The sequence below is a fragment of the Neobacillus sp. S1227 genome (assembly GCF_055385255.1).
The window spans coordinates 3,140,222-3,158,952 of sequence record NZ_AP038276.1; the positions used below are offsets into that span (position 1 = coordinate 3,140,222).

19 protein-coding genes and 1 riboswitch are annotated in these 18,731 nt (G+C 41.0%); of the genes, 3 read left to right on the plus strand and 16 right to left on the minus strand.

What is annotated here, in order from left to right; translation table 11 throughout:
- The first annotated feature begins 298 nt into the window (after nucleotides 1-298).
- From ACZ5AE_RS15775 to ACZ5AE_RS15785, 3 genes are read left to right on the plus strand one after another with little or no spacing between them, the layout of a single operon-like run.
- Nucleotides 299-832: a sigma-70 family RNA polymerase sigma factor gene (locus tag ACZ5AE_RS15775; protein ID WP_464565364.1), complete on the plus strand. Its 534-nt coding sequence runs from the start codon at nucleotides 299-301 to the stop codon at nucleotides 830-832.
- A gap of 3 nt (nucleotides 833-835) precedes the next feature.
- Complete coding sequence (locus tag ACZ5AE_RS15780; protein WP_464565365.1) at nucleotides 836-1,267, plus strand: PadR family transcriptional regulator; 432 nt, start codon at nucleotides 836-838, stop codon at nucleotides 1,265-1,267.
- Complete coding sequence (locus ACZ5AE_RS15785) at nucleotides 1,264-2,601, plus strand: FtsW/RodA/SpoVE family cell cycle protein (RefSeq protein WP_464565367.1); 1,338 nt, start codon at nucleotides 1,264-1,266, stop codon at nucleotides 2,599-2,601. The genes ACZ5AE_RS15780 and ACZ5AE_RS15785 overlap by 4 nt, the downstream gene beginning before the upstream one ends.
- A 411-nt stretch (nucleotides 2,602-3,012) precedes the next feature.
- Here the strand turns inward: ACZ5AE_RS15785 and ACZ5AE_RS15790 are convergent, their stop codons facing one another.
- From ACZ5AE_RS15790 to ACZ5AE_RS15865, 16 genes are all read right to left on the minus strand, one after another.
- A complete protein-coding gene (locus ACZ5AE_RS15790; protein WP_464565368.1) occupies nucleotides 3,013-3,801 on the minus strand; it encodes an enoyl-CoA hydratase/isomerase family protein in 789 nt (262 codons plus the stop codon).
- Nucleotides 3,802-3,856: 55 nt separating this feature from the next.
- A complete protein-coding gene (locus ACZ5AE_RS15795; RefSeq protein ID WP_464565370.1) occupies nucleotides 3,857-5,035 on the minus strand; it encodes a thiolase family protein in 1,179 nt (392 codons plus the stop codon).
- Nucleotides 5,036-5,250: 215 nt separating this feature from the next.
- Nucleotides 5,251-5,679 (minus strand): bifunctional adenosylcobinamide kinase/adenosylcobinamide-phosphate guanylyltransferase, encoded by a 429-nt coding sequence (locus ACZ5AE_RS15800; RefSeq protein ID WP_464565372.1) that lies wholly within the window; start codon nucleotides 5,677-5,679, stop codon nucleotides 5,251-5,253.
- Nucleotides 5,634-6,245, minus strand: a complete 612-nt coding sequence (locus tag ACZ5AE_RS15805; RefSeq protein WP_464565374.1) for a histidine phosphatase family protein — start codon at nucleotides 6,243-6,245, stop codon at nucleotides 5,634-5,636. The genes ACZ5AE_RS15800 and ACZ5AE_RS15805 overlap by 46 nt, the downstream gene beginning before the upstream one ends.
- The gene (gene cobS, locus ACZ5AE_RS15810) at nucleotides 6,215-6,973 is read right to left on the minus strand and encodes an adenosylcobinamide-GDP ribazoletransferase (RefSeq protein ID WP_464565376.1); all 759 of its coding nucleotides are present in this window, start codon (nucleotides 6,971-6,973) and stop codon (nucleotides 6,215-6,217) included. Before cobS ends, ACZ5AE_RS15805 begins: the two co-directional genes overlap by 31 nt.
- Complete coding sequence (locus ACZ5AE_RS15815) at nucleotides 6,973-7,521, minus strand: bifunctional adenosylcobinamide kinase/adenosylcobinamide-phosphate guanylyltransferase (RefSeq protein ID WP_464565378.1); 549 nt, start codon at nucleotides 7,519-7,521, stop codon at nucleotides 6,973-6,975. Before ACZ5AE_RS15815 ends, cobS begins: the two co-directional genes overlap by 1 nt.
- Entirely contained in the window at nucleotides 7,518-8,603 is a 1,086-nt protein-coding gene (cobD, locus tag ACZ5AE_RS15820) for a threonine-phosphate decarboxylase CobD (RefSeq protein WP_464565380.1), read from the minus strand. Before cobD ends, ACZ5AE_RS15815 begins: the two co-directional genes overlap by 4 nt.
- A gap of 18 nt (nucleotides 8,604-8,621) precedes the next feature.
- A complete protein-coding gene (cbiB, locus tag ACZ5AE_RS15825; protein WP_464565382.1) occupies nucleotides 8,622-9,593 on the minus strand; it encodes an adenosylcobinamide-phosphate synthase CbiB in 972 nt (323 codons plus the stop codon).
- A complete protein-coding gene (locus tag ACZ5AE_RS15830; protein WP_464565384.1) occupies nucleotides 9,590-11,098 on the minus strand; it encodes a cobyric acid synthase in 1,509 nt (502 codons plus the stop codon). Before ACZ5AE_RS15830 ends, cbiB begins: the two co-directional genes overlap by 4 nt.
- Nucleotides 11,099-11,131: 33 nt before the next feature.
- Entirely contained in the window at nucleotides 11,132-11,683 is a 552-nt protein-coding gene (gene cobO / locus ACZ5AE_RS15835; RefSeq protein ID WP_464565386.1) for a cob(I)yrinic acid a,c-diamide adenosyltransferase, read from the minus strand.
- A gap of 30 nt (nucleotides 11,684-11,713) precedes the next feature.
- The gene (gene cobT / locus ACZ5AE_RS15840; protein WP_464565388.1) at nucleotides 11,714-12,757 is read right to left on the minus strand and encodes a nicotinate-nucleotide--dimethylbenzimidazole phosphoribosyltransferase; all 1,044 of its coding nucleotides are present in this window, start codon (nucleotides 12,755-12,757) and stop codon (nucleotides 11,714-11,716) included.
- Nucleotides 12,754-14,142, minus strand: a complete 1,389-nt coding sequence (locus ACZ5AE_RS15845) for a cobyrinate a,c-diamide synthase (RefSeq protein WP_464565392.1) — start codon at nucleotides 14,140-14,142, stop codon at nucleotides 12,754-12,756. The genes cobT and ACZ5AE_RS15845 overlap by 4 nt, the downstream gene beginning before the upstream one ends.
- Nucleotides 14,121-14,951: a cobalamin-binding protein gene (locus ACZ5AE_RS15850; RefSeq protein WP_464565393.1), complete on the minus strand. Its 831-nt coding sequence runs from the start codon at nucleotides 14,949-14,951 to the stop codon at nucleotides 14,121-14,123. Before ACZ5AE_RS15850 ends, ACZ5AE_RS15845 begins: the two co-directional genes overlap by 22 nt.
- 522 nt (nucleotides 14,952-15,473) lie before the next feature.
- A complete protein-coding gene (locus tag ACZ5AE_RS15855; RefSeq protein WP_464565397.1) occupies nucleotides 15,474-16,304 on the minus strand; it encodes a heme ABC transporter ATP-binding protein in 831 nt (276 codons plus the stop codon).
- Nucleotides 16,305-17,345 carry a FecCD family ABC transporter permease gene (locus tag ACZ5AE_RS15860; protein ID WP_464565401.1) on the minus strand — a complete coding sequence of 347 codons (1,041 nt, stop codon included), beginning with the start codon at nucleotides 17,343-17,345 and terminating at the stop codon, nucleotides 16,305-16,307.
- A complete protein-coding gene (locus ACZ5AE_RS15865) occupies nucleotides 17,342-18,325 on the minus strand; it encodes an ABC transporter substrate-binding protein (protein ID WP_464565403.1) in 984 nt (327 codons plus the stop codon). The genes ACZ5AE_RS15860 and ACZ5AE_RS15865 overlap by 4 nt, the downstream gene beginning before the upstream one ends.
- A 167-nt stretch (nucleotides 18,326-18,492) precedes the next feature.
- A riboswitch (cobalamin riboswitch) is annotated at nucleotides 18,493-18,682 on the minus strand.
- Nucleotides 18,683-18,731 lie beyond the last annotated feature (49 nt).

The following is an 18,731-nucleotide window of genomic DNA, read 5'->3' on the forward strand; positions in this document are numbered from 1 at the left end:
TAAGGAAGTTTTTCCGTTTTTATTATCCCACTCTTTAAGTTTATTCTTATTTTGAGAAGTTAACTAGATTATCTCTACTTATTTCTGCTCCTTAAATTCCTTTATACATTAGCCGAAATTCTCCGCCTATGAATTCTCATACCTAAAAAATTAGGCTCCCCCATCGCGTAAACTTTTTCCACTTAAACTCTAGATTACAGCTGGTAATAAAAGTAAATATTATTTTTCAAACCAAATGAAGGGCAGCTTCGTCTAAGATATATGAGGGGGTGACAACTAGATGAATGAACTAAACCAAATGACCGCGGCAGATGAAATGATGCTGGATGAGAGAGAGCACATCATTGATCAATTAATGCATGAATATAGCGATGATATCTTGCATCTAGTGTTTACATATGTTAAAAACCGAACCACAGCAGAAGACTTAACGCAGGAGATATTTATAAAGTGTTATGAAAAATTAAATCAGTTTAATCAACATGCAGCAATAAAAACTTGGCTATATCGTATTGCCAGTAATCATTGCAAGGACTATTTAAGAAGCTGGCATTATCGCAAAATAACGTTTAGCAATAAGTTATTGGATTATATCCCTTCGAATTCAAAACAGGTGGATGAGGAGGTTATTACGAATAGTGAAGAAGACAGCTTAACAAACGCTGTCATGAACTTGCCTCTAAAGTACAGAGAGGTCGTATTTCTGCATTATTATGAAGAACTGTCTTTAAGTGAAATAAGCAAGATTACAACAGTAAATATAAATACACTAAAAACGAGATTAAAACGTGCGAAAGAATTATTAAAAGACAAGATGATAGAGGAGGTTTAGGAGATGAACGATCCATTTATGAACCTGAAGAGTTCGATGAAAAAAACAATTTTTAAGGATCTTTCTTTTTCAAATGAAAGAAAAAATGCCGTGCATGAAGCCATTCGTACGAACCAACAATCACAATTTCATCATTGGAATATAGAAACCATTATCGCTATATTAGAATCTGTTCAGTATGAATCAAAGGATGGCTACACTATTTCCATCCAACTTTATCAAAAAAATGAACGTACATTCCAAAAAAATGAAGGGCAGCTTTATACACTTCTACATCTATTAGAAAACAAAGAAATGCTTACTTCAAATTGGATAAATAACAAGAAATTTTACTCCTTACATTCCAAAGGAAAAAAATGCATTGCTACTTATAAACGAGATACTTCAAAACAGGTGTTAACCCTTAAATACTTAATAAAGGAGGCGTCCTTATGAGTTCTCCCAAATTTGAGGAATTCTTAAGTAAAGTCACTTCTAAAGTGAAATCTACGGAAGCCCACAACATGATAAAAAAAGAGCTTACTCATCATCTGCATGAGCTAAGTCAAACTTACAAAAAAAGAGGACTTTCTGAAGAGGAATCAGATGAAAAGTCCATTCAAGAAATGGGAAATCCATTTACCATTGGAGAAAAATTAAATACCCTTCATAAGCCGAAAATGGATTGGGTTCTGATTGTTTTATTTGTTATTTTTGCTAGTATTAGTTTTCTTCCGTTAGTTAGTGGAATTCCTGATATTTCCTTATCAAGCACCTATTTTATTGGGCGGCAGGCAATCTGGTACTCCCTGGCTGTTCCTGTAATTATTGGGTTTCTTTTCTTTGATTACCGAAAATTAAAGAACAGGTGGATGGTCTTTTATGCTGTCGGCTTGTTGATCCATTTATATCTCTATTTATTTGGAATTACGGTCAACGGAGCAAAAAGGTGGGTGTCACTTTCAGGCCTGACGGTCGATGGCACTATACTGAGCTTATTTTTCTTTTTTCTTGCTTGGGCAGGTATTTTCAACAAAATAAATGAGTTTCATAGTTGGATAAAACAAGGTTTTCTGTTTGTTTTATTTTGGATTCCCGTCTTGCTCTACATGATGGTTCCAAACTTTATGGCTGCTATCATTTACTTCTTCTGTTTACTAGGAATGTTTACATTTGCCCGAATCCATAAGAAGTTAGCGATCCAACTTGCCGCAACAAATCTCGTGGCTGGTGCCATCTTCATGATGTTGATCATCATGACCTCACGCCAAAGTAATTGGTTTACTAGATTATCTGCTTTGATAAACCCAGGTGCCGATCCAAATGAAGCAGGACATATCTATATGAAGGTTAGGAATGTCCTTTCAGAAGCAGGATGGTTCGGTAACGGACTTCATAATGATTTGAACTTTCAATTGTTACCAGAATCACATACAGATTTTGCTTTCCCCTTCCTCGTCTATTCTCTTGGTTGGGCATTCGGAATCGTTCTTTGTTTGATCCTGCTGATATTTATTTCAAGAATCTCAAAAAATGCGTTTAAAACTAAGGACCTTTATGGAAGGTTGATCGTCATGGGCGGCGCTGTATTATTTGCCGTTCCCATTACTTGGAACATCTTGATGGGCTTTGGAATCGTGCCAATCATGGAAATTTCCCTGCCGTTTATTAGTTATGGAGGAAGTGCGATCGTCTTTTACGCTGCGGTTTTAGGGCTCATCTTAAATGTTTATCGAAGGAAGGATATTGTAGAACCCACGATAGCAGATTTTAAAGCAACCCCTCAGTAATAGTTAATAAAGGAAAGCTGTAATATTAAATTAATAGGCTCTTTTCTCAGAGATTGTTGCTTTTAACGATATTGAAAACACTGAGTGGATTGGAGCGAAAGGTGCTTGACTCCTGCGGGAAATAGAGGAAAGGTCGAGACCCCGCAGAGACGGAACGTCGAGGAGGCTCGACTTCCTCCCCGTGGAAAGCAAGCGCCTGTAGCGGAAAGGAACGGACAGTGTTATTCCAAAAAACAACAAACTTTACGAAAAGAGCCAATTAATAAAAATAAAAATTTAAAGGCAATGATCTAATTGTTGATAAAAAAGGCGATAGCTGATGATAAGCTGTCGCCTTTCCTTATCCCTCCAATTAGAAATCAAACTATTAATCAATGTACTTTCCTATAAAAAATTGACTATCTTACAATCCTACCCCTTTAAAAAATCAGCTTCGCGTTTTTCAAGAAAGGCAGCGATCCCTTCTTTTCCCTCGTTGCTGCTTGCTCTTGAAGCGAGGAGCAAGGCTTCTTTGCTCATTTGTGATTCCAATGTTTCTTGGAGCGAATGATAGAATAATTTTTTCGTTTCGCCGTATGCATTCATCGGTCCTTTTGCCAAGCTTTCTGCAACGCCTAGGACAACCTCCCATAATTGGTCATCAGCAACGACTTGATTGACAATCCCCCAGTCACAAGCCTCTTCTGCGGTTAACTGTCGATTTGTATACATTAACTCAAGTGCACGTCGCATCCCGACAAGGCGAGGTAAAAAGTAGCTGCCTGATCCATCAGGCGTTAATCCAATTCGGTTATAAGCCATTACAAATTTTGCTTTCTCCGATGCATAGACTAGATCACATGCACATGCCAGACTCATTCCGGCACCTGCTGCTACTCCATTAACCGCCCCAATGATCGGTTTATTCATTCTTGCAAAAAAGGAAATCGCTTGATGTAAGTATGCGGTTACAGATTTCAGATGGGAACTTATTTCGTCCCCTTCCTTTGCGAAACTTTTTAAATCACCGCCAACTGAAAACTTATTCCCCGCTCCAGTGATCACCACTACTCTAATATCATCACGTTCTGAACAAACAATCGCTGCATCCATCAGTTCCTTGGCCATCTGCAAATTTAGTGCATTTCCTGCTTCCGGACGGTTAAGCGTGACAATACCAACTTGGTTTTCAACGGATAAACTAATAACTTTATTTTCCAAATGGATTCCCCCTTAAGCTTAATAGTTTAATTGTTTTTCTATGCAAAAAGGAGAATTACACCCTCTCAATAATCATGGCAATTCCTTGGCCGCCGCCGATGCAAAGTGTAGCTAAGCCATATTTTAAATTCCTTTTCTTCAGTTCAAGGGCTAAAGAATAGGTAATTCTCGCACCACTTGCACCAAGAGGGTGTCCCAAAGCGATCGCTCCCCCATTCACATTTACTTTTTCACTGTTAATTCCCAATTCTTTTATAACGGCTAATGATTGTGCAGCAAAAGCCTCATTCAATTCAAATAAATCAATGTCACTTAAGGTTAAGCCTGCTTTTTCTAATGCCTTTTTGCTCGCTGGTACAGGTCCAATCCCCATGATTTTTGGATCAACGCCTGCTACTGCCCAGGAAACAATCTTCGCTAACGGTTTTAAATTGTGTTCAATTACATAGTCTTCTGAAGCTAATACGACCGCTGCAGCACCATCGTTAATTCCACTGGCATTACCCGGCGTTACTGTACCGTCTTTCTTAAAAGCCGGTTTTAATTTTGCTAAACCTTCTATGCTGACACTATCTCGAATATGTTCATCCACTTTAATAATGGTTTCTTTTCCTTTTTTATCATGGATGATAATGGGAACTATTTCTTCTGCGAAGCGCCCTTCATCTCTTGCTTTTCCAGCCTTTTGCTGCGAGGTAACCGCAAACTGATCCTGTTCTTCACGCGAAATGTTATACTTCTCTGACAGATTTTCTGCCGTCATCCCCATTCCGCAGCCAACATATTGATCAATTAACGTTTCCCAAAGCATGTCCACCACTACCGGTGCCTTGCCAGGGGAGCCGAACCGGGTTCCCTTTAAGATTTGCGGAGCTAAACTCATACTCTCGGTACCGCCAGCTACAATGACCTTTGCTTCCCCCAATGCAATGGAGGCTGCCCCTGTGACCATAGCTTGTAATCCTGAACCGCATAGCCGATTCAAGGTAAGGGCAGAGGATGACTCCGTTAAGCCACTTTTTAAGCCAATATGTCTTGCCAAATAGGCGGAATGTGCTCCGGTCTGGACAACATTTCCAAAAACGATTTCATCAACATCGGAAGCAGGTATGCCGCTTCTTTCAATTGCTCCCTTAACCGTCGCCACGCCTAATTCCAAATCACTAATATCCTTTAATGAACCTCCGTACGTTCCAAAAGCTGTTCTTGCTCCGTCAATAATGTAAGTTGTCATAGTATCTCCCCCTGTGAATTCCTTTTTTGTTTTATTTCTTCTTTCTATATGTAGAATCCTGCCATTTCATTAAGAAAAAATGGGGAAAAAGTCAATTAATATTGACCTATGTTCACAGTGTTATAAAAAAATCAATCTTATACTGCAGGTCATCGAGTAGAAAAGTAAATACTTGAAAAAACTTTTTTATACATAACAGCGATATTTATTGATAACTATTTCATTCTCTTCGATAATCCATTCCATACAAAATCCACTTGTTCTGAAACACTTACAGCATCCTGTGCGACCCACCCTGCTAGATCCCTAAGTCTTCTCTCATCCTGTTGCATGGGAACAATCCCCTTTCCAACCTCTAACATGATTAGGACTATTTTGTTCTTTCTAATTTCCTCCTCCTTAAGGAGGGTCATAAATATGGTTTTAAATCCCCTTCGAATCTCGTCATTGTTTTCACCATTCTGAAGCTCTGACGCAATCCATTTTTCCCAGCCTTCCATTACTAACGTTGAACCTTTCTCCCATTTTGTTTCCCAATCTACTACTCTATCGCCTTCATAGGCAGATACCCAGCTGCATGTTCCATTATTTGCTTTGACTACTTTTCTTTTTCCTGAGAAGGCACCGCCAATAACGAGCTGCATACCCATTCCCCCTTCTGCTGCTCAAATGTTAATCGAATACCCTGTCCATGTGAAATGGCAAGATCCCAAAAAGACCTGGAGGATACATATTTTGAAATAAGATAGCGAATCACACCGCCATGTGTCATCACAAGAATTTTCTTAGAAGGAGTAGTTTCCATCCATTGCTGAAATAACTCATGAAAAAAGGAATCAATTCTAGATTTAAATGCATCAGCCGACTCACCATTCGGTATGGAATAGGCTTCCCAATTCTCTATCCAGTTCCGATAGGCGATCTGGTTCTTTAGCTCGTCATAGGTATTCCCTTCCCAGTCGCCAAAATTAATTTCTCTTAATCTATAATCAATGGAAGCCTGTGAGGGAACTCTTAAATAGGCTAATGTTTCCTGACAGCGCCGTAAATCACTAGTAAATACATGGTCAAAGTTTAATTTTGATAACACTTTTTGTAGAGTATTCAACTGAGATAGTTCGCTGCTTATTACTCCGATGTCGGAATGGCCTAAATACCTTTTCTCCTTATTCCACTTTGTTATCCCATGACGAACGAGATATACATCCATGTGATCACAAGTCCCCATAATTCGCCTCCTTCAATCGCTGTCCCTAATAAATCTCCATTCGTCCCTTTAAAGGTATGTTTAATCCAAGCTCCAATTAAGCCAAAAAATACAAGGTAGGCTGGAAGTAAAAATAGAAAGTCAGGAAAGAGGAATAATAGAACACAGACAGGGATTGCTGCATACAAACTATCAAGCCGCTTTACGTTTTTCTTCCACTCCCATGCCAAGCCCTGTTGTTTAGCTGTAGGCAGATAAATCATTAACACAACGGCTCCTAAACGAGAAAACGCCATGATAAAAAGAAAAGAATACAAGAGGAAACCAGATTCAATCAACGAATATATCAAAAGTGCTTTCCATGCTAGTAAAAAAAGGAGTGAAATGATACCAAAGCTTCCTACATGTGAGTCTTTCATAATCTCCCATTTTCTCTCTAAGGGAGCATTCGAACCTACTGCATCTGCTACATCCATCCACCCATCTAAGTGTAATCCTCCAGTAAGATATACCCATAAAGAAATGATGAGCAATGTCATAATAGGGATAGGAAGATAAGACTGAAATATGTACAAAATAATCGTGATAATTGCCCCTAATACTGCACCGACAAGCGGATAACTCCTTAATGCCCATCTGCTTGTCTGTTTGGTCCATGGACATTCAAAGGAAAGAGGAATTCGTGTTAGAAATTGTACCGCAAGTATAAATCCAAAGAACATTTGCTTCATCAAATTTCTCCCTTCCAATACATTGGAATCCCCGCCTGGACCTGAGCAGCAATGTCTGATTGCTGCACGATCATTTGATGGAGACGCTGTAAGGTATAGATATATCTTTGTACAGCTTCGTCAGTGGAAGGAATTCCTTCATTTACATCATTTGAAACCAAGAGAAGGTGAAATTGCTTTTCACGTGCAAGACATAGCCAGCGATTCACACTGGCCTCAATCCTTTCCATACTATGGTCAAGCTCGAACATGACATTACTTAACCAAATAGTCAAACAATCTATTAAAATAACATCACCTTTTTTACATTGTGACAGAATCGGTTCAAGATGAAAGGACTCTTCCACCGTGTGCCACTCCATCCCTCGATCTTGCTGATGAATTCGAATCCGTTCTTCCATTTCATCATCACTTTTTTTTGCTGTCGCGATGTAATAAAGGGAACCTCTTGGATGTTCCTCCTTCATTTTATGAAAGAACGAAAGAGCCGTTTGCTCTGCTAAATGACTTTTCCCCGACCTAGCACCACCTGAAATAAAGAATATCATGACTCATTTCTCCACTTTTGAAGTGCTGCTAGTAATTGCTCATTTTCTATGTTTGACCTTATAGCAATTCGTAAGAACTCACCATTTAGTCCTTTAAAATTGTGAGTGTGCCGCGTCAGGATTCCGTGCTCTAATAAAAAGGAATAAAGCTCGTCAGTTCGCTTCGGCTGTTGCTTATCTCGCAAAAGATAAAAGTTTACCTGTGACGGGGAAAGGTAAAATCCTAATGAAGTTATTCTCTTAAACACATTTCGAGATTCCTCATGCAGCCATGCTCTTGTATTGTCAACAAAATGACGATCGGCAAGTAATCTCGGAATTAACGCATCTACTAAAGAGTTAATACTCCAAGGAATTTGTTCGTTTTTCAATACCTTTATGATCGTAGGATGGGCCATTATATATCCGATTCTCAGCCCAGGGATAGTATACATTTTTGTTAAAGAACGTAATAATATTAAATTTGGATATGACGCTAACCATGAAGTAAGTGTAGGTATGGAAGCCGGCAGAAAATCGACAAAGGCTTCATCCACGACTACATATGTACCGGTTTTTTTCCCCGCTTCTAACAATAGCTGTAAATCTTCTTCAGCTAGTACCGTCCCAGTTGGATTATTAGGGCGGCAAAGGAAGATAACATCTTTTTCGATAAACTTTTGTTGAATCAATTGTACTGGTATTGTAAATCCACTTTCATGACCTACTAAAATATCTTCCACATCAATATGGTAATGATGACAGGCTCGTTCATATTCCAGGAAGGTAGGGTGAGCAATGAGCGCTTTTCCTTTTTCGAAATATTTAGCTGCTAAAAAAATCGCCTCTGCTCCACCATTTGTTAATAGGACCATGTCTTGGTCTAACCCTTCATGCTCCGCTACCGAAGCGGTACTTTTCGAATAAGTGGGCTCCGGATAACGGGTGATCGTCTTATAATGTTCCTGTAGTGCATCCTGCAGCCAGGCAGGAGGTCCAAAAGGGTTTAAGTTTGCGCTAAAATCGAGTAATGCTTTATCATCTTCAATTTGGAAGAGTTTTTTTATTGTTTCAGGTTGTCCTCCATGATTGGGCCATTTCATCTTTTCACCTCATTTAAACTATCTAACTAACAGGAGCAAGCTCACGCCGATCAGAAGAAATACAATCCATCCTCCATGCATAAATTGAATGGTTTTTTTGATATCAGGGGGCACCAAATTCCTTAGAGGATCTCCCATTTGTGCTCGAACTGATTTTCTTCCCCGGTAGTAATTGATTCCACCCAGCTGAATTCCGATTAACCCCGCTGCCATTGCCTCAGACCAGCCGCTATTTGGACTGGGGTGCTTCCTTGCGTCCCTCCACGTTATCTTCCATCCATTTCTCTTTTTAGATCCTTTTATAAAAAAAGCTGCAAGCCACATCGAAAGTGCTGTTAGTCTCGCAGGAATCCAGTTTACTAGATCGTCTAATTTGGCTGATGCCCATCCAAATTGCATGAATCGCTCATCTTTATGTCCAACCATAGAATCTAACGTATTGATGGCACGATATACCATTGCAAGCGGGGCTCCGCCAATGATGGCCCAAAATAATGGCGCTGTTATGCCATCGACAGTATTCTCAGCAACCGTCTCAACAGTTCCTCTAACAATTTCATTCTCCGGTAACATGTCCGTATCACGACCTACGATCATACTAAGCTTTACTCTTGCTTCTGCTAAATTCCCATTTACTAAGGGAACTAGGACTTCTTTAGCGGCAGACGAAAGACCTTTTATCGCAATCGTAGTGGAAATAAGATAGATCTGTACCAAAACACCAACGAATGGGTGTAATTGATAGGCAACAAAGACTAGAAATAGGGTAAGGAAAAAAACGAGTAGAACGACTGATGCGGTAAGGCAAATCCCCTTCCAGATTCTGCCTTCACCTCTATTCCAGCTCTTTTCTAAAAATGCGATTAATTTTCCCATTAGTACAACAGGATGCGGCAGCCACCTAGGATCACCCATCAACAAATCTAATACAATCGCGGCAATTAAAATCGCGCAGAATATAATGGCTGGCTCATGAACCATTGCCATCATTTCGATTCCTTTTGAAAGTCCGTTATTAGCTTATGAATTCGGTCTAACTGGATATTTTCTCTCACAACCTTGGCTAATACATCGAATCCTTCTTCTCTTTTTTGGGAAAAAGAGGCTCGGTTCTTGATCGGTTCTAATCCTTTCTTACACCTTATCTCATTTAGAAAAACCTCACGGAAATGATCATTATGGAAAATACCATGAAAGTACGTCCCGATCATTTGTTTGTCATTTGTGATCATTCCTTCCCTTCTGTCAGCTAACTGAACAAAATGGTCACATTCTTCATCAAAGTACGATTCACCCATATGAATCTCATAACCTGCAACGGGAATGCGTTCACCGCCAAAACTGGCAATCCCTTCAGAATGAACCGTTGTCTTATCTGTGGTCATGGTGGTTTGCATCGGAATGAGCCCTAGCCCTTCTATACTTTGATGTGATGATTCCACTTCGTATGGATCTTCGATGCGATTCCCCAACATTTGATACCCGCCACAAATGCCAACGATCAGCGTATCCTTTTGTGCTAAATCCAATATCCGATTGGCTAGTCCTGTGCTGTGTAAAACCATCATATCCTCAATGGTATTTTTACTCCCAGGTAAAATCAGTACATCCGGTTCTCCTAAGTCTTCTGCAGCTTTTACAAAGCGAACATGACAATCCTGTTCCGCAAAAAAAGGATCAATATCAGTAAAATTAGATATCATCGGATGACGGATGACCGCGATATCAATTTCCTTTGTTGCATCGAGTTTAGAAGTATAGTTGTTTAACACAACGGAATCCTCTGCTTCGATTAGCAGGTCATCAATATACGGAACAACACCTAAAATAGGAACGCCAGTATACTCTTCAAACCAGTCTAATCCCGGCTGCAGTAAGGATACGTCACCCCTGAATTTATTGATGATGACACCAATTACTCTATTACGATCTTCCGGTTCCAACAGCTGCAAGGTTCCTACTAAACTGGCAAATACTCCACCCTTTTCAATATCTCCCACTAAAATTACGGGAGCATTAGCAATTTGGGCAACCCGCATATTGACAAGCTCCCGATCATTTAAATTAATCTCAGCAGGACTGCCTGCTCCCTCAATCACGATCCGGTCATAACAAACAGACAATTTCTCATATGAATCTCGAATTAATGCTAAGCCTTGTTGAAAAAAGTCCTGGCGATATTCTCCTGCTTTCATATTTTTAAATGGCTTTCCATGAACAACAATTTGCGATTCGCAGCTGCTGCTTGGCTTAATTAATATCGGATTCATATCAGTTGTGGCAAGAATCCCTGCTGCTTCTGCTTGCACACCCTGTGCCCGGCCGATTTCTTTCCCATCAAATGTAATATAAGAATTTAAAGCCATGTTCTGTGATTTAAAAGGGGCTGTTTTAAAACCGTCCTGAATAAATATCCGGCATAAACCGGTAACAAGCGCACTTTTGCCGGCATCTGAATGAGTCCCTTGAATCATTAAAGGAACAGCTTTCCCCATAAGCATTCACTCCTTCATTTTGGGTATTGCCCCTTAAAATTCAATTCCTTTTACAGCTGGTATACCCTCATCGTAGTAATGCTTTTCCACATCAATAACAGAAACTAGATCAGCCATCTCTTTAATTTCCTGCTTGGCATCTCTTCCTGTTATAACGAGATGAAGATGGGACGGTTTATTTTGGATTAGATCAATTACTTCATTTAGCGGCAATACATCTTCAATAGGAAATGTATCAATTGCTAACGCATTGTTTAATTCATCTAAAATCACTAAATCATATTCACCGCTCATTACTGTTTCCTTTGCCTTTGACCAACCTGTCCTTAACGCTTCCCTGTGCTCTTCAGGGGTTTTTGTCCATGTAAATCCTCTTCCCAGCTGTTCCATCTCAACCCCAAGCTTACGTAAGGCAATTTGTTCCCCGTACGAACGCTCTGGTGATTTAATAAATTGATAAATCTTTACCTTTAACCCTCTGCCAGCTGCTCGTACGGTTAATCCAATAGCTGCGGTCGTTTTTCCTTTACCGTGACCTGTGTACACAAGTGTTAAGCCTTGTTTCTTTTTGTTTATTTGATCCATGTTGGGCCTCCTGGTTTTGTTAAGACTTCATTAGTCATTCGTTGAAATTCCTGCCGAGTGAAAGGTTGCCATCTCTTTTAGCATTAATGTTGCCGATTGGATAATCGGATGGGCAACGGCTGCTCCTGTACCTTCTCCGAGTCTTAGCCCTAAATCAATAATCGGCTTTTTCCCTAATAGGGAAAGGGCTATTTTGTGACCAGGTTCAATGGATTGATGCGTAACAATCATATAGTCAGCAACACCATGAGCGATTGATTTTGCAACTAAAGCTGCAACGGTACATATAAATCCATCGACAAGAATCGGTACTCTCTTGCTCGCCGCAGCAAGCATTGCACCAGCAATCCCGGCTATCTCCAGCCCCCCTACTTTAGCAAGGAGATCGATCGGATCATTTGGATTAGGGTTCCTTCTTTCAAGTGCCTGTTTAATAATTTCGGTTTTGCGTACTAATGTTTCATCCGATATTCCAGTCCCTTTCCCTACTAGTAAAGAAATATCTTTACCGCTTAGAACAGCTAAGATTGCACTGCTTGAAGTTGTATTTCCAATCCCCATCTCGCCGAGTATGAGACACTGTGCCCCTTTTTGGATGATTTGTAAACCTTGATGATAACCTGCTTCAATTGCTAGTTCAGCTTCTTCACGGCTCATCGCATCCTCACGATAGAAATTGGCCGTACCATAACGAATCTTTTTATTTATTAAACTCTCATGTTCAATATCGCTTGCTACGCCGATGTCGATTACCTCAAGTAAGGCACCTATTTGCCTGCTAAAGACATTGATCGCCGCACCACCGTTTAAAAAGTTCCGAACCATTTGCTCTGTCACGGCTTGCGGATAGGCTGAAACACCCTCGTTGGTAATTCCATGGTCCGCAGCAAAAACGAGGACTCCAGGCGGTGTTACACTCGGAAATGCTTCATTTTTCATTTCTGCTAGTTCAATCGCCAATTCCTCCAGCCTCCCAAGGCTTCCGATTGGCTTTGTCAACGTATTAATATAGTCACTAACCTGTCTTCCCATTTCCTTGTTAACTTTTGGAATCGATTCGAAATGTTGCTTCATCCTATTCTCTCCTTACTCGCTTTAATCTCTAAACATTTATCAATCCAATTCTCAACCAGCATTGGATTGGAACCAAAATGAAAATGGGTGTAGCCAGCTGCTAAATTATGCTGCAGATATCCTTCCTTGCTTACACCCCTCATCCCTTTCGTTTCATAGGCATGTGGTAAATCCTCTTCGTTAGGCAAAAAGGAAGAATAATGAAATTCATGCCCTCTTGCTTTTTGATGTTTAAGAATAAAATTGTCATTCAGACCACTAATTTCTCTGTACCCCAAAGCCTGCAAAGATGTTTTCATTTGTACCCTGCCTGGGATTACCCCAATCATTTGATACGTCTTCTTTTCCGTCGTTTCAATGGACTCGGTTAAATACATGAACCCGCCACATTCAGCCAGAGTTGGTAATCCAGCTTCAATTGAATTCTTGATAGAATCCTTTGTCTTTTCATTACATTCCAGCACATGAGCGAATTCCTCCGGGAATCCTCCTCCTAAATAAAGACCATCAACATCTTTTGGCAGTTCTTCATTAGCCAAAGGAGAAAAATAAACAATCTCTACACCATTCGCTTCTAACATTTCTAGATTCTCAGGATAATAGAAATTAAAGGCTTCATCCTTTGCAACTGCCATTTTCATGATCTTTTCTTTCTTCTTTTCAAACATGGAGGATGTTTCACTTACAGGTAGCGGCTCAGCTACGGCTAATTCAAGCAGCTTGTCAATATCAATCGTCTCTAAAACCAAGTCTCCTAATTGATCGAAAAATGGAGCTAGTTCTCCTCGTTCAATGGAAGGAATAAGTCCAAGATGTCTTTCTGGGATTTCAATGCCTAGCTCTCGTTTTAAATAGCCGATTACAGGAACATGACATTCCTGTTCAATCGCTGTTTTGACAAGCTGAAAATGCCCCTCGCTCCCAACTTTGTTTGCGATTACTGCAGCAATATTGGGCCCTTCCGCAAACATTTGAAAACCTTTGACAATCGCGGCTGCACTTCGGGCCATACTTTCACAATTAACTACAAGCAACACAGGACTTTTAGTTATGATACTGATTTCTGCGGTACTTCCTTCATTCGTTTCCGGACTTTTCCCATCAAAAAATCCCATTACTCCTTCTATAATTGAAATATCAGCTTCTCGACTTCCATGTGTGAAAATATCCAAAACTCGATCATGTGTAAGCATCCAGCTGTCTAAATTACGAGAAACCCGGTTGGTGACAGCTGTATGATAAGAAGGATCAATATAATCAGGGCCGCATTTAAAGCCTTGAACCGTTAAACCGCGTTTTATTAATGCTGACATTAAACCAATGGTCAGTGTTGTTTTTCCAACACCGCTACCCGTACCAGCAACTACAATTCTATTGATGGACATAACCATTCCTCGGCTTTCTGCTGATCATATGCGGGAAATAGATTCGGATGAAGCGTTGCACCTAATTTTTGTATACCAAGCAAGAGACTTGGTGACGGCCTGCAATATAGTGACTCCTCCATCACGAATACCCGATTTTCTTTGATCGCCTTCATCTCTGGCCAATCTGGCCGCTTTTTTAGCAATTCTGGTTTAACCTGTTTTTCCATCACACCAACCCAGGCCAGCAAGATATAATCAGGATTACGCGTTCGCACATCCTCCCAATCCGTCTTGACACTGGCCCGCTTATCACCTGCGAATACATTGCGCCCGCCACCCAAATGGCTAATTTCTGTTAACCAATTCGAACCACCCGGAGTATATACCGGCTTTGGCCACCATTCCCAATACAACAGAGGCCGTTCCTCTATCTTTCGTCCAACTTCCTTTAAATTTTCCAAAAGTGTACAGTATTTATGGCAGGCCTTCTGTGCAATCATTTCTTGTCCCGTCGCTTTCCCCACCTCAAGGATATTATCCCCGATATCAGCCAAGCTCTTTGGATTAAGTGTGATAAAAGGCAATCCCCTTTCCATTAAGCCGGCAATGTTCTTTTCCATGCCAGGAACCGTCAATGATGCAAGAACTAAATCCGGCTGAAGCGCCTCAACAGCATCAATGTCGATATCCAAATCAGAACCGAGCCTTGGCAACCCATTAATCCCTGCAGGCCAGTCCGAATAGTTATCAACACCAACGATCGTTGATGTCAATCCCATAAATCCAAGAAGTTCGGTATTACTTGGGCATAACGATACAATTCTCATCAGAATTTAACCTCTTCTCTTTGTTTAAATAGGCTGTTTTTGTAAATATTGTGGTTATGAATTAAGTTTTAACTCTCAACAGTTGGATTCTGGTGTAAAATTACCCCCTATTAGCGGATTGCGGCGTCCTATTAGCGTATATTTAGGTTCTATTAGCTAATTTTGCTATTTTATTAGCGAAATTCGATGTTCTATTAGCGAATCAAAAAGGCTACCATTTTTTAAAAAGGCTCTTTTCGTAAAGTTTGTTGTTTTTGGGAATAACACTGTTCGTTCCTTTCCGCTACAGGCGCTCAGCAAACCCGCGGGGAGGAAGTCGAGCCTCCTCGACGTTCCGTCTGCGGGGTCTCGACCTTTCCTCTATTTCCCGCAGGAGTCAAGCGCCTTTCGCTCCAATCCACTCGGTGTTTTCAATATAGTTAAAAGCAACAATATATGAGAAAAGAGACTTTAAAAAAGAGACTTTAAATAAAACAGCATCTCCAAATCTAATAGAAAAAAGATCCTATTTGCAGCTATCCGTTATTGCTGGATTACCTCTCTTATCTTCATAGGAATTGTCCGCTCCGCTATAGTTTCTCCTTGAAGGATGATTTGTGGTAAACCATAAACGGGGTGTTTCATCACGATTGGTGTGGTACCGTAAACTTGTTGAATCAAATCTGCTCGAATGATATGTTCTGGTGTTCCAATCTCAACTACTCTGCCATTATGTAACAGCAGCAAACGATCACAATATAGTGCAGCTAGATTTAAATCATGCAGAACCGCGATTACGGTCATATCCTCTTCTTGCTGCCATTCTCGAATCCGATCCATCAAAAGGACTTGGTGACCAATATCGAGATAGGTGGTCGGCTCATCAAGCATCAGCAGCTTTGGCTGCTGGGCCATCGTCTTTCCAAGCGCTACTCGCTGCCGCTCCCCCCCGCTTAGGCTTTCAAGCAGGCGATCACGTAACTCAGTTAACCCCATTTTTTCGATAATGGAATCGATTAGTGGTTCAATCTCGTTTTTTTCTTCTCCTAGCCAATTTTGAAAAGGAAACCGCCCCAGTTCGATAACCTCTCTGACTGTAAATCCAATTGGAGGCAGTGATTCCTGCTGCAATACAGCTAACCATTTGGCTAGTTCCTTGCGGGTATATTGTTCAATCCGTTTCCCATTTAGTTCAATTTTTCCGGCCGTCGCACAATCCACTCCCGACAATAGCTTCAGCAATGTAGACTTGCCGCTTCCGTTTGGTCCAATGATTCCCAAGCATTCTCCACGTTTGACAGAAAAGCTAATATCCTCCAGGACAGACTGGCTGTCAAACCGTTTACTTAAGCTTTCCACTTCAATAAACATCATTCAACTTCCCCCTGACATTTGCTTGTTTCTGCGAAGCAAATACGCAAAGAATGGAGCGCCAAGAAATGCGGTCACAACCCCGAGCGGAATTTCCGTTGGGTTAAGTAATGTACGGGCAATTGTATCTGCCCAAAGGACATATATGGCACCGAATATCACAGACAATGGCAGTAATATTCGGTAATCCGGCCCAACTATTAGCCGCACTAAGTGTGGGACGACAAGTCCGACAAAACCAATCGTTCCTACGATTGACACGGCAGCAGAGGTGATTAGGGTGGAAACGACCAACACAACGAGCCGTGTACGTTTGATGTTGACACCCAAATGTGCTGCCTGCCGCTCTCCTAATGCAAATAAATTTAGTGTACGTCCATACGACAGCAGCACCACTATTCCAAATGCTAAATAAGGCATGAGCACAAAGGTAAAGGCCCAACCTCTTAAGGCCAAACTCCCCATCAGCCAAAAGACGATTTCATTCACCACCTGATCGGACATTGACACCATAAAGGAAACAAGTGACCCAAGAAAAGCAGAAACGACAACCCCAGATAAAATGATTGTTTCTAGTTTAAACTTTCCCTGTACATTTGCTAAACGGAGGACCACCAGCAAACTAATCAGCCCGGTCACAAATGCAACAAGCGGTATCGTCCATTTACCAAATAAAACAGTATGAAACCCGAATAAAATAATGAAAGCAGCCCCTGCCGCAGCCCCAGATGCTACCCCTAATGTATACGGATCCGCTAACGGGTTGCGTAACACTCCTTGAAAGCCAGCACCGGCAAGTGATAAGCACGCTCCAACAAGAATGGCAAGAACAACACGCGGCAAACGAACTTTTAAAATGATTTGCTCAGCTGATTCTGGCCAGCTGGAATCTATGAGACTTTGTAAAATAGGCAGCTGGTGTAAGAGAATCCCCCAAACTTGCGAAAGGGCTAGATTCGCAGAACCAAGTGATAAACTAATGACCATGGAGAAAAGAAGGAGAACGAAACCCGCTCCCCCCCATATTGCTAATCTTTTTTTCATTTCTTAACCGATTCCGGATAAATGGCTGCGGCGATTTGCTTCAGTGCATCTGTTATTCTTGGTCCGGGTCTGGACATAAGATTACCTTCAATCCCTGTCAGACGACCTTCTTGAATGGCTGTAATCTTATCCCAGCCACTTCGAGATTTAATTAATTCCTCGAGCGGTTTGCCAGACTTATCATCAACAACATTTGCGGAATACAAAATGACATCCGGGTTATCCTGAATGATCTTCTCTTCATTAATGGCATTCCAGCCTTTCAGATCAGAGGCAATGTTAACGCCGCCAGCCATTGTAATCAGTTCATCCATAAATTCACCCTTGCCAACCGTCCAGCCTGGAGAAAATTCAATATATACTTTTTTCTTATCTTCGTCCTTAATGGTTGCAGCTGCTTCTGTTACTGTGCGAATATCTTCCTTCATTTGAGCCACGAGTTCTTCTGCTTTTTCCTGAGTATCTGTAATGATGCCAATTTGGATAATATTATTTAAAATATCCTCTATCTTTTTCGGCTCAGTTTTATATAACGTAAGGTCTAAACCGCGAAATTTCTCGGCAATATCATTCTTCATTGAAATGCCGCCGATTACTAAATCCGGATTAGCAGCAATAATCGCTTCCTCATTTGGCTTTGTCACCCCGCCTACTTTTGGCTTTGTCGCTGCTTCTTTAGGGTAATCATCAAAATCTGATACTCCATAAATTTTATCGCCCAGGCCTAGAGCGAAAAGAATTTCCGTTTCTGATGGAGACGTGGATACAATTCGTTCCGGCGCCTTATCAAAAGTTACTTCAGCACCCGTTGCATCCTTCACCGTAAGCGGGTAAACGGTTGCTTTATTCTTTACCTCCGCACTTGCAGCAGTTTCCGATTTTAGGTTTTTATCTGCATCAGCAGATTCATTTGCTGCCCCGCATGCGCTGATTGTTACCATCATCAATACAGTCAAAATTAATGCCAAACACTTTTTCATTACTCCACTCTTCCCTTCGTTTATAGATTGAGATGAGCTTGATATCTTGAAGTCTTTCCCAAAACAACGAAAAAGCCCTGTTTCAATTTGGAAACAGGGCGCGCGAAAATCAGAAAAAATAAACATATTTAATACTGATTATGCCGATCCTTTTCCGCGAAGGATTTCGTTGGCAAGCTTAATAGGCAGGTTTCCTGGCTTACGGGTAACGTGATTTCCTCTCCTTCCCATTCCTTAGCTGGAACAGTGGAACTGCGAGGTTATCCCCGAATAACAGTGGCGGGACCGCGCCGGATTCACACCGGCTTCCCTTTTAACCTCATCCAATGACAAGGCACCTACTAGCTATGTAAGATTCAATTGGTCAAGCAAATTACTCAACTAGTATTATAGCAAATACTTCATG

Coding starts and splice junctions, on each gene's coding strand:
- cobT (WP_464565388.1), bottom strand. CDS start 12,757: ATGAAGCAACATTTCGAATCGATTCCAAAAGTTAACAAGGAAATGGGA.
- cobD (WP_464565380.1), bottom strand. CDS start 8,603: ATGAAATGGCCCAATCATGGAGGACAACCTGAAACAATAAAAAAACTC.
- ACZ5AE_RS15855 (WP_464565397.1), bottom strand. CDS start 16,304: ATGATGTTTATTGAAGTGGAAAGCTTAAGTAAACGGTTTGACAGCCAG.
- ACZ5AE_RS15795 (WP_464565370.1), bottom strand. CDS start 5,035: ATGACAACTTACATTATTGACGGAGCAAGAACAGCTTTTGGAACGTAC.
- ACZ5AE_RS15775 (WP_464565364.1), top strand. CDS start 299: ATGACCGCGGCAGATGAAATGATGCTGGATGAGAGAGAGCACATCATT.
- ACZ5AE_RS15805 (WP_464565374.1), bottom strand. CDS start 6,245: ATGGATGTATATCTCGTTCGTCATGGGATAACAAAGTGGAATAAGGAG.
- ACZ5AE_RS15860 (WP_464565401.1), bottom strand. CDS start 17,345: ATGAAAAAAAGATTAGCAATATGGGGGGGAGCGGGTTTCGTTCTCCTT.
- ACZ5AE_RS15780 (WP_464565365.1), top strand. CDS start 836: ATGAACGATCCATTTATGAACCTGAAGAGTTCGATGAAAAAAACAATT.
- ACZ5AE_RS15845 (WP_464565392.1), bottom strand. CDS start 14,142: ATGTCCATCAATAGAATTGTAGTTGCTGGTACGGGTAGCGGTGTTGGA.
- ACZ5AE_RS15785 (WP_464565367.1), top strand. CDS start 1,264: ATGAGTTCTCCCAAATTTGAGGAATTCTTAAGTAAAGTCACTTCTAAA.
- ACZ5AE_RS15850 (WP_464565393.1), bottom strand. CDS start 14,951: ATGAGAATTGTATCGTTATGCCCAAGTAATACCGAACTTCTTGGATTT.
- ACZ5AE_RS15830 (WP_464565384.1), bottom strand. CDS start 11,098: ATGGGGAAAGCTGTTCCTTTAATGATTCAAGGGACTCATTCAGATGCC.
- ACZ5AE_RS15800 (WP_464565372.1), bottom strand. CDS start 5,679: ATGCAGCTCGTTATTGGCGGTGCCTTCTCAGGAAAAAGAAAAGTAGTC.
- cbiB (WP_464565382.1), bottom strand. CDS start 9,593: ATGATGGCAATGGTTCATGAGCCAGCCATTATATTCTGCGCGATTTTA.
- cobS (WP_464565376.1), bottom strand. CDS start 6,973: ATGAAGCAAATGTTCTTTGGATTTATACTTGCGGTACAATTTCTAACA.
- cobO (WP_464565386.1), bottom strand. CDS start 11,683: ATGGATCAAATAAACAAAAAGAAACAAGGCTTAACACTTGTGTACACA.
- ACZ5AE_RS15815 (WP_464565378.1), bottom strand. CDS start 7,521: ATGATATTCTTTATTTCAGGTGGTGCTAGGTCGGGGAAAAGTCATTTA.
- ACZ5AE_RS15865 (WP_464565403.1), bottom strand. CDS start 18,325: ATGAAAAAGTGTTTGGCATTAATTTTGACTGTATTGATGATGGTAACA.